At 63.5% G+C, this 10,386-nt stretch carries 8 protein-coding genes and 1 pseudogene; 4 read left to right on the top strand and 5 right to left on the bottom strand.

Annotated elements, in window-relative coordinates:
- From A9W95_RS25120 to A9W95_RS25105, 4 genes and pseudogenes are all read right to left on the bottom strand, one after another.
- A pseudogene (locus tag A9W95_RS25120) lies at positions 1 to 533 on the bottom strand (amidohydrolase family protein); the annotation flags it as partial.
- 3 nt (positions 534 to 536) lie between these two features.
- Positions 537 to 860 (bottom strand): hypothetical protein, encoded by a 324-nt coding sequence (locus A9W95_RS25115; RefSeq protein WP_067418964.1) that lies wholly within the window; start codon positions 858 to 860, stop codon positions 537 to 539.
- Positions 844 to 2,124 carry an aromatic ring-hydroxylating dioxygenase subunit alpha gene (locus tag A9W95_RS25110; RefSeq protein WP_067418962.1) on the bottom strand — a complete coding sequence of 427 codons (1,281 nt, stop codon included), beginning with the start codon at positions 2,122 to 2,124 and terminating at the stop codon, positions 844 to 846. Before A9W95_RS25110 ends, A9W95_RS25115 begins: the two co-directional genes overlap by 17 nt.
- Positions 2,125 to 2,129: 5 nt before the next feature.
- On the bottom strand, positions 2,130 to 2,678 hold the full coding sequence (locus tag A9W95_RS25105; protein WP_067418961.1) for a carboxymuconolactone decarboxylase family protein: 549 nt from the start codon (positions 2,676 to 2,678) through the stop codon (positions 2,130 to 2,132).
- Between the two features lie 314 nt (positions 2,679 to 2,992).
- Here A9W95_RS25105 and A9W95_RS25100 point away from each other — a divergent pair, with 314 nt between their 5' ends.
- Both A9W95_RS25100 and A9W95_RS25095 read left to right on the top strand, forming a co-directional pair.
- Positions 2,993 to 4,291 (top strand): amidohydrolase family protein, encoded by a 1,299-nt coding sequence (locus tag A9W95_RS25100; RefSeq protein ID WP_067418959.1) that lies wholly within the window; start codon positions 2,993 to 2,995, stop codon positions 4,289 to 4,291.
- A gap of 94 nt (positions 4,292 to 4,385) precedes the next feature.
- A complete protein-coding gene (locus A9W95_RS25095; RefSeq protein WP_067418957.1) occupies positions 4,386 to 5,552 on the top strand; it encodes an acyl-CoA dehydrogenase family protein in 1,167 nt (388 codons plus the stop codon).
- A gap of 26 nt (positions 5,553 to 5,578) precedes the next feature.
- Here A9W95_RS25095 and A9W95_RS25090 read toward each other — a convergent pair whose 3' ends face one another.
- Positions 5,579 to 8,251, bottom strand: coding sequence for a LuxR C-terminal-related transcriptional regulator (locus A9W95_RS25090; RefSeq protein ID WP_156746401.1), 2,673 nt, complete (start codon positions 8,249 to 8,251; stop codon positions 5,579 to 5,581).
- 167 nt (positions 8,252 to 8,418) lie between these two features.
- On the opposite strand from A9W95_RS25090, the gene A9W95_RS25085 reads away from it, so the two are divergent.
- Both A9W95_RS25085 and A9W95_RS25080 read left to right on the top strand, forming a co-directional pair.
- The gene (locus A9W95_RS25085; protein ID WP_067418954.1) at positions 8,419 to 9,243 is read left to right on the top strand and encodes an alpha/beta hydrolase; all 825 of its coding nucleotides are present in this window, start codon (positions 8,419 to 8,421) and stop codon (positions 9,241 to 9,243) included.
- A 179-nt stretch (positions 9,244 to 9,422) separates the two neighbouring features.
- Positions 9,423 to 10,386 (top strand): thiolase family protein (locus tag A9W95_RS25080; protein WP_067418966.1); only part of this gene is annotated, 964 nt, incomplete at its 3' end.

Here is a 10,386-nt window from a genome sequence, read left to right as displayed (position 1 = left end):
ACCGCCCGGCGAATCTCGTCGACGCCGTTGGCGATGCCTTCCTCGACCGTCAGATCCAATACGTGCGGTGCAAACGCCGCGAACATGGTCGGGTCCAAGTGCCCGCCGGTAGGTGTAATCGCGTGGCCGGCCGGCACGATCCGCGGGCCGTCGATCCAGCCCGCATCGATGGCATTGCCCAGCGCCACGTCCAAAAGGTAACCGCCGGTCTTGACGAACAGGCCGAGGTTGCGCACCGTGGTGAAGCCGGCGCGCAAGGTGCGGCGGGCGTTGCCGACTGCGCGCAGCATTCGGGTCGGCGGGTCGTCCTGAACCTGGGACAGGCCGGGCTTCTCCCCGCGCCCGCCCATCAGCAGATTGACCTCCATATCCATCAACCCGGGCAGCAGGATGTGGTCGCCTAAATCGATGACCTCACCCTCGAATTCACCGCCGACGCCAGCGATACGGTCGCCGTCGATGCGAAGGACCCCGGGCCGGACGATCTCGCCGGCGTCGACATCCAGCAACCCAGCCGCCGTGAGCGTCAGCACCGGCTAGATCACCGGCTCCCTGACCAGTTCCACCCAAGCGGCGCCGCTGTCAGGGACACGGGGCTGTTTCCACGCCTCGATGGGAAACGACACCATGACCAGCGATTGCATGATGTGCATGAGCGTGCGGGCGTCCTCGGGCAGATCGTCCAGTGGGTACTTGTCACAGTAAGCGATGACGTCGTTGAGGAGCGGGAACGCGGCGTCATAGAACTGCTGCATCTGAGCCATCGTGGAGGCCAGTCGCTTCGCGTACCGCTCGGGCTCGGTGGCGAGATCCCAATCCAGATATGGCTCCAGCGCGGCGAATTCAGCGGGTAGCGCCATTGTGCGCATACTCCTTCACGAAGTCTCCGGTCACCTTGTGCAGATGGCGGAGAAGGATTTCCTGATCACAAAGCGGGAAGTCGCGGACGACTCGGGTGCCGATCATGGTCTGGGTTGCTTCCAAGGTGTTGGCGTCCTGCAATGCGTACTCCTTGAACGTCACCGCGGCCAACTCCTGGGCCAAGCGTTCCCGCGCGTTCTTCGGCGGCACAAAATAAAGGCTCGTCTCGAAGACGTGCTTGTCCACGGCCGTCGGCCAGTAGTGGTAGGTCAAAAACCAGCCCGGTTCCCAGATCAGCAGCATGAAGTTCGGGAAGAAGTGCCAGGAATCGATGCCCCACTGCTTGACCTTCTTCGGGTTCACACCCGGTGGCAACTGGTCGAGATTTGCGATGACATCCGGCTTATCCCACGGGCCGAACAGCCCGCTACGCAGCACCTGGTCCATGGGCTTGACCATGTTCATGTCCGCGGGCGGCGCTTGACCGCCCCAGGTTGAGATCATTCCGTGCGGGCTGACGAGCTCGTAGTGCAGCGCCTCGAAGCCGTACTTGATGATCTTGGCGGCTTCCTCCTTGGTGTACTGGCCTTGGTGCAGCACCGGCGCGTGGTAGAACTCGGCGAACGCGTCGATGAACAACTTCCAGTTGCTTCCGACGTCGGCCCGGTATGAGTACACCTCGGTCATTTCGTGGAAGGGGTAACCCTCGATGCCTTTGGCCAACGGCCCGAGATAGTCGACGAGCGGCTGAGCGGCATGGTCGAGGTTGACGAAAATGAAGCCTTCCCATACCTCGCAGCGCACGCCCACCAGGCCGTAGTCGCTCTTGTCGACGTCGAAGAACTCCTCTTCCTGCTGAATGAAGGTCAGTTCACCATCGAGGTTGTAACGCCAGGCGTGGTACTTACAGGTGAACTGCCGGCAGGTGCCGGAGGTCTCTTGATGAGGAAAGTCATTCCAGACCAACTTGTTTCCGCGGTGGCGACAGACGTTGTGGAACGCCTTGATGGATCCGTCCTTGGTCTTCACGATGATCACCGAGACGCCTGGTCCGGCCGACGGCAACTCCTTGGTGAAGTAGCTACCCGTACGGGGGAGACGTTCCACTCGGCCGACATTGAGCCAGGTGCGCTTGAAGATGGCGTCACGTTCGGCTTCGAAGAACGCCGGGTCGATCGAGTCGGTGTAATCGACCGGCGCAGTGCCGAGTTCGGGGTAATTCTGCGTCCAGCTGCCGGCGGCTGGCTTCGGGAAGTGGGCCAACGGTTCTACCTTCCTTCGTGGTCTTGCTCGACCTGGACGCCAAAAGTGTTGAGCGCCATGGCCAGCATGGTGTAGGAGCCGACGGTGAAGACGTAGTCCATGCGTTGCCGGTCGTCCATGCGCTGGCCGAGCGTGGTCCAGGTGTCGTCGGACAACTCCGACTTCTCGTCGAGTTCGTCTACCCCGGTGATGACTGTGCGCTCGAAGTCGTCGAAGTGTCCTTCGGCGCCGGGTCGACGCACCGCTTCGATGTCCTCGTCGGAGATGCCCTCGCGTTTGGCCAGGTCGACGTGGTGGGTCCACTCGTAAGTGCAGTTGCGGCGGTGCGCGACCCGCAGGATGGCCAGTTCGCGGATCCGCGGCGGCAGCGTAGAGGAGTACAAGAGGTGCAGGTTGAACCGAAGAAATGCCTTGGTCAGTGCCGGGTGGTTGACCATGGTGGCCAGGACGTTGGACGCATCGCGCGGGTTGCGCCGCTCCTCGGGCAACATGCCGGCCAGCGCCTGTTGGACAGTCTCGTCCCATTGGTCCGCGGGCAGCGGCGGCAGGCGCATCCTGCTGAGTCCTCTCGGTGTAGGAGAATCCTATTCTCATTTCCAACTAATAGACTTGCATGATTCGGTCGTTCGGTCAATGCTGACGTCACCGGGTATTCAGCAGCGCGCTCAAGGTGGCGTTTGTTTACGTCAGCAGTCGTTACCGACGGGTGCAGGCCCACGCCGGGATGTTGATTCTCACTTCGCGAGAAGATAGTTTTCAAAGTAGCGGGCGTGGCACCTGAGGCGGCTTGCCCAGTGTGCTCATCAAGCCAGCGCGGCGGGTCGCGCCAGGCGAAGAGATCCGAGGGGTCCAAGCGAAAGGAACGGTCATGAACAAAGAGGACATGATCCTGATCAGCGTCGACGACCATACGGTCGAGCCGCCCAACATGTTCAAGAACCACCTGCCGTCGAAATACCTCGACGACGCGCCTCGCCTGGTGCACAACCCGGACGGCTCGGACATGTGGAAGTTCCGCGACACGGTCATACCGAACGTGGCGCTCAACGCGGTGGCCGGCCGGCCCAAGGAGGAGTACGGCATCGAGCCCACCGGACTCGACGAGATCCGACCCGGCTGTTACAACGTCGACGAACGCATCAAGGACATGAACGCCGGTGGCATCCTGGCATCGATCTGCTTCCCCTCGTTCCCCGGCTTCGCCGGGCGCCTGTTCGCCACCGACGACCCGGAGTTCTCGATCGCCTTGGTGCAGGCCTACAACGACTGGCACATCGAAGAGTGGTGTGGTGCCTACCCCGCGCGGTTCATCCCGATGGCGATCCCGGTGATCTGGGACGCCGAGGCGTGCGCCGCCGAGGTGCGCCGCGTCGCCAAAAAGGGCGTGCACGCGCTGACCTTCACCGAGAACCCAGCGGCCATGGGTTACCCCAGCTTCCACAATGAGTACTGGAAACCGCTGTGGGAAGCGTTGTGCGACACCAACACCGTGATGAATGTGCACATCGGGTCCTCGGGTCGGCTGGCGATCACCGCCCCCGACGCGCCGATGGACGTCATGATCACCCTGCAGCCGATGAACATCGTGCAGGCCGCCGCGGATCTGTTGTGGTCGCGGCCCATCAAGGAATATCCGGACTTGAAGATCGCATTGTCCGAGGGCGGCACCGGATGGATCCCGTACTTCTTGGAGCGCGCCGACCGGACCTACGAGATGCACTCCACCTGGACCCACCAGGACTTCAAGGGCAAGCTACCCAGCGAGGTCTTCCGCGACCACTTCCTGACCTGCTTCATCAGCGACAAGGTGGGTGTAGCACTGCGCAACATGATCGGCATCGACAACATCTGCTGGGAAGCCGACTACCCCCACAGTGACTCGATGTGGCCGGGTGCGCCCGAGGAGCTGTGGGACGTGCTGTCGATCAACAACGTGCCGGACGACGAGATCGATAAGATGACGCACGAAAACGCGATGCGCTGGTACTCGTTCGACCCGTTCACGCACATTTCGCGCGAACAGGCGACCGTCGGCGCGCTGCGCAAAGCTGCCGAGGGACACGACGTCTCCATCAAGGCCCACGGCCACGACAAGGACAGTCGGGGCGGCTCGTCCTTCGCCGATTTCGCCGCCAACGCCAAAGCCCTCAGCGGCAACACCGACTGAGGGTCCCGTTCCCCGGCGAGCAGACGCAAACTCGCACTGATTGAGCCGCAATGGTGCGAGTTTGCGTCTGCTCGCGCTGAGAGGAGGGTCGCTAGTGGAGTTCGAGCTGACCGAGGACCAGGAGCTGATTCGCCGCTCTGTCGCCGAGTTGGCGCGCAAGTTCGACGACCACTATTGGCTGGAAAGAGACCAGGCGCACGAGTTTCCGACTGAGTTCTACCGCGCCATTGCCGACGGCGGCTGGCTGGGGATGACGATCCCCACCCAGTACGGCGGGCACGGGCTGGGCATCACCGAAGCCACACTGCTGCTCGAGGAGGTCGCAAAGTCCGGCGGTGGGATGAACGCCGCCAGTTCCATTCACCTGTCCATCTTCGGGATGCAACCGGTGGTGGTCCACGGCTCCGACGAATTGAAGGCACGCACCCTGCCACCTGTCGCGTCGGGTGACGTGCACGTGTGCTTCGGTGTGACCGAACCTGGTGCGGGACTGGACACTTCACGCATCACCACATTCGCCAAGCGGGACGGCGACCGTTACGTCGTCAACGGCCGCAAGGTGTGGATCTCCAAAGCCATGGAATCGGACAAGATCCTGCTGCTGACCCGGACCCAGAGTTATGACGAAGTGAGTAAGAAGACCGACGGGATGACACTGTTCCTCACCGATCTCGATCGCAGCCGCGTCGACATCCGGCCGATCCGCAAGATGGGCCGCAATGCGGTCAGCTCCAACGAGCTGTTCATCGACAACCTCGAGGTGCCGGTCGAGGATCGAATCGGAGAGGAAGGCAGGGGTTTTCAGTACATCCTGGACGGCCTGAACCCGGAGCGCATGCTGATCGCGGCCGAGGCGCTGGGCATCGGGCGGGTGGCCCTGGACAAGGCGGTGAAGTACGCCAACGACCGCGAGGTGTTCGGCAGGCCGATTGGCATGAACCAAGGCATCCAGTTCCCCCTTGCGGATTCGCTGGCCCGACTCGATGCCGCGGAGCTGATGTTGCGCAAAGCCACTTGGCTCTACGACAACGGCAAACCCTGTGGGCGCGAGGCAAATACCGCCAAATACCTCTGTGCCGATGCGGGCTTCACCGCCGCCGACCGGGCATTGCAGACCCACGGCGGCATGGGATACGCCGAGGAGTATCACGTCGCGCGCTACTTCCGCGAGGCGCGGCTGATGAAGATCGCCCCGATCAGCCAGGAAATGATCCTCAACTTCCTCGGTTCGCATGCGCTGAAGCTGCCCCGAAGTTACTGACTTCCGAGACTCCGGGATCGGCCGAGTCAGAGGTGCCGGGCAGCTTCCTGGATGAGACGCACCCGCGACGTGATACCCAATTTTGCGTAGGCGTGGGTGAGGTGTGTCTGCACCGTGCGCGGTGACATGAACAACCGCGCCGCAATGGCATTGTTCGGCATACCCTGACCGACCAACCCGACGACGTCCCGCTCGGTGGGCGTGAGTGATTCCCAGCCAATAGTCGGCCGTTTGCGCTCACCGCGCCCGCGTTGCGCGTAAGCAATCATCTGCTCCCGATCTAACGCTGCGCCGTCGGCCCAAGCGATGTCGAACTCGCTGCGGGCCAACGCAGTTCGCAGTTCAGCAATGAGGTCATCGTATGCGGGTTGATGAACGGCGAAGCGCGCCTCACCCGTTCGGCCGCGCAGCGTGCTCGCGGCTCCCAACAGGCGAGCGGCTCGCCGCTGATCGGTGGTCAACGACGCCAGGCGCTCGATCACCTCGGGGACGCCGAGCCATGCCTGAACCCGGGCCGCACACGTCAGCGCGTCCTGGATGTCGTGATTGGCCTGCTCGTATTCACCCTGTGCGGCCGCGATGTGGCAGCGCGTCGCTAATGCCACCATCCGGTGCCACCCCCGGGTGGCGGAGATCGCTTCATCCGCCCAGCGGCGAGCTGTGGTCAGCTGGCCACGCGCGCAGGCCACCTGCGCCATCAAGGCCAGGTGTATCGACGCGCTCTGCGGTTGCGCCGCTGCCGCGTCGTGCCAGGCCTCGCTTGCGGCGGCCGCCGCGTTGACATCACCGGCGGCAAGGTGCGCTACCGCCAGGGCCGCCTGAGCGAAACCGGGAAGAAAACCACCAACATCATGTGCGGCGCTGATGGCCTGGGAAGCGATTCTGAGAGCCTCGTCGGTTTCACCGCGATAGGTGTGCAGCCGGCTCAGGCATATCGCGCTGCCGGCCGCCCAGCCCACTTCCCTGATGGCGTTGGCCTCGGACCGCAGCTGCCGAAATTGCGCGACCGCGTCGACGAGATCACCGGACATCATTCGGGCGAGTCCCAACTGCCAGCGGCAGGCCCGTGAACCGTACCGGTCACCGATGCAGTCGGCGACGTCCCGGCCCTCCTCCGCCGCAGCACCGGCGGCAATCGGTTCACCGGCGACATAGGCCACGTGGGCCCGGAGTACCAGCATGGCGATCAAGCGCCACGGGCTGCCTTGACAGCGCGCCATGTCGATTGCCTCGGCGAAAGACGCCTGATCGTAGTCAATGTCGAATGCGTGGCTCGCCGCTGCGGCGGCGAGTGTCCACGCCAGCAGCCGCGGATCGTCGAGTTGGCGCGCGACTCGGACCGCTTCGTCGGCCTCAGAGCCGTCGGCGGCCCCGACCAACACGGCCAACATCGCTCGGTCGGCCAATGCCCGTGCGCGAACATCCGGAGGGACTTCGCCACAGTCGATGGCGATGTCGAACCAGTTGCGGGCGGCGCCGAAGTCGGCGGAGCCCAGCCACAGTGGTTGTAGCGCCGAGGCGAGGCGTGCCGCGGAAGCGGCGTCACCGATTTCGAGGCTCCAGTCGAATGCGGCTCGTAGGTTGTCGATGTCGACAACGACCTGCTCGACCCGATCGGAGTGGTCGGCCAGGACATCTTCAAGGGCAAACGCCTTCGCGGCGTAGTGGTGGTGATGATGTGATCGGGTGTTTTCGACCTCATCGGACGCGGCCAGCTGCTCCTGCGCGTACTGCCGCATGGTTTCCAATAACCGGTAGCGCGTGCGCGTCTCACTGTCATCGACGACGACGAGGGATTTGTCCACCAGTGAGGACAAGCGGTCACGTACCTGCGCGGGTTCAGCTGCTACGACGCAATGCGCGGCATCGAGGTAAAAGCCTCCGCGGAACACGGCTAGTTTGCGAAATAGCGCCCGTTCCGGCTCGCTCAACAGAGCATGTGACCAGTCGACGGAGGCCCGCAGTGTTTGTTGGCGACGAACCGCCGTGCGCGCTCCGCCGGTGAGTAGCCGAAATCGGTCGCACAATCCATCGAGTATGTCGTCAAGCGTCATCGACCTGACCCGCGCGGCGGCGAGTTCGATTGCCAACGGCATGCCGTCGAGGCGCTGGCAGAGTTCGAAGACTGTCTCCCGGCGCAGCGTGACCCCTGGTTTCGCTCGGCGGGCTCGCTCTTCGAATAACTCGATGGCCTCCTCGGCCAGCGACAATGACGGAACACGCCAGGTCACCTCGCCGGTGACGCCAAGCGGTTCTCGGCTGGTAGCCAACACGGTGAGCCCCGGGCAGCTAGTGAGCGCAGCGGTTACCAAGGCGGCAACAGAGTCGAGCAGATGCTCACAATTGTCAAGCACAACAAGGAGTTTCCGGTCGCGGATGAAGCGCAGCAGCGTATCGGTCGCTGAACCGCCCGGCTGGATAGGTATGTCCAGCGCTCGCGCGGTTGCCTCGGGCACGATTCCAGCATCGACCACCGCGGCCAAATCGACGTACCAAATGCCGTCGACGAAATCGGCGCAGAGCTGGGTGGCCACTTCGATTGCCAACCGGGTTTTGCCGACACCACCGGCGCCGGTCAGGGTGACCAAGCGATGGTTACCCAGCAGTCCGCGCAACAAGCTGATCTCTGCACCGCGGCCGACGAACGTCGTCAACTGCGCCGGAAGGTTGTGGGTTCCCGACGTCGATGTTTCGCTCACGCCAAGGTCGCTTCCCGTTGGTTTTGCCTATGTTAGCCAGCGCCGGCGTTGCTGTGGTGTGGATCTACGACCCCGAGTTCGGCCTAATCTACGCGGTTCGACGGATGGTATTCGCAACGTTTCGTCCAATAGTCATGGCATTGCGGCCCCGAGGGAGGAAATGCGCCATGACATCACACGCCCGCGTGCTGCGTGAGACGGCGGCCGATGATCTGGTGATCATCGACAAGCTACCTTCCGGTGTATCCAGCCGCACACCACTGCTGTTTGTCCACGGAGGCGGGCACGCCGCGTGGTGTTGGGACGAGTACTTCCTAGATTTCTTCGCTGCCAACGGGTTTCGTGCGGTTGCCGTCAACCTGCGCGGGCATGGTGGCAGTTCGACTTCCCGGCCATTACGCACGGTGTCGATCGCCGACTATGTCGACGACCTAGCAGCGGTGATTGACTACTTGACCGACGTGCCGGTACTCATCGGCCACTCGCTCGGAGGCTTTGTCGTGCAGAAGTATCTCGAGTCGCATCAGGCGCCTGCGGGAGTGCTACTCGCATCCGCGCCTCCACACGGGTTGAGCCGATTCTTGCTGCGCTCGATCCGGCGGCATCCATGGCTCATGGCCAAGGCAACGGTGACCGGCAACTCGGTGCAGTTGATCAATACTCCCGGCCGCGCCCGTGAGGCGTTCTTCTCCGTTCGGGCCGCAAACACCGATGTGGCCCGCTGGGCGGCGCGCTTCGAAGAGGAGAGTCCGCGTGCGTTGCTCGACACAATGGTGCATCCGATTCGCCCACAGCGGGTTTCGGCGCCGATGTTGGTGCTCGGCGCCGGATCGGATCGATCCATTACGACCGCGGAAGTCCGTGCGACGGCCCGCGCCTACCGGACAGAGGCGGAGATCTTCGCCGGCATGGCTCATGACATGATGCTCGAACCGGGCTGGCGGGCCGTCGCGGAACGTATCGAAGCCTGGGTGACTTCTCGGGGATTGTGATGTCCGTGTCGCCCCGCTACAGCCGATGACTCGCATGCTGTTTCACCATCGGCATCAGTATTTGGCATGCGGCATTTGGCATGCGGCGCGGCGCGCGAATCGGCCGGTGGCTGCGACGTCGCGTCGGAATGCTGGGGACCGCGCGCAACGCGCCGGCCGAGCCGTCGTTTACTGGAGCGATGCGGGAAACGGTCATCGTCGAAGCGGTGCGTACCGCCGTCGGCAAGCGCAACGGCGGTTTGTCCTCGATGCACGCGGCGGATCTGTCTGCTGTCGTCCTCAACGAACTCCTGGAGCGAACTGGCATCGGACCCGAGCTCATCGACGACGTGATCTGGGGCTGCGTCTCCCAAGTCGGCGACCAATCCAGCAACATCGCCCGCTACGCGGTGTTGGCCGCGGGATGGCCCGAGAGCATCCCGGGCACCACGGTCAACCGCGCGTGTGGCTCAAGCCAACAAGCGCTCGACTTCGCGGTGCAGGCGGTGATGTCGGGTCAGCAGGACGTGGTGGTGGCCGGTGGTGTGGAGGTGATGAGCCGCGTCCCGTTGGGGGCGGCTCGGGCCACCGGAATGCCGTACGGACCGAAAGTCCTTGAGCGCTATGACGGTTTTTCGTTCAATCAGGGCCTGTCGGCGGAGATGATCGCCACCAAGTGGGGCTTTTCCCGCGCCCAACTCGACGAATACTCGGTGCTGTCCCACGAGCGGGCCGCGGCGACTCAGGACAGCGGCGCGTTCACCGATCAGATCGTGCCCGTCTTCGTCGACGACGGGTCGATCGTCACTACCGATGAGGGCGTGCGTCGCGGCACCACCGTCGAAAAGTTGGCCGGACTCAAACCCGCCTTCGCCGAGGACGGCGTTATCCACGCCGGCAACTCCTCCCAGATTTCCGATGGCGCCGCCGCGCTCTTGGTGACCACATCTGAACTGGCGCTCGAGATGAACTTGGTGCCAATCGTGCGTTATCGCGCTGGGGCAGTGGCCGGCGCCGATCCCGTGCTCATGCTGACCGGTCCGATACCGGCGACCGAGAAGGTATTGGCCAAGTCCGGCGTCAAACTGCGCGACATCGGTGTCTTTGAAGTCAATGAAGCCTTCGCGCCGGTACCGCTGGCGTGGCTGGCCGAAACCGGAGCCG

The sequence above is a fragment of the Mycobacterium sp. 1423905.2 genome, assembly GCF_001673155.1.
GTDB lineage: Bacteria > Actinomycetota > Actinomycetes > Mycobacteriales > Mycobacteriaceae > Mycobacterium.
This window is presented reverse-complemented; position numbering and strand designations above follow the sequence as displayed.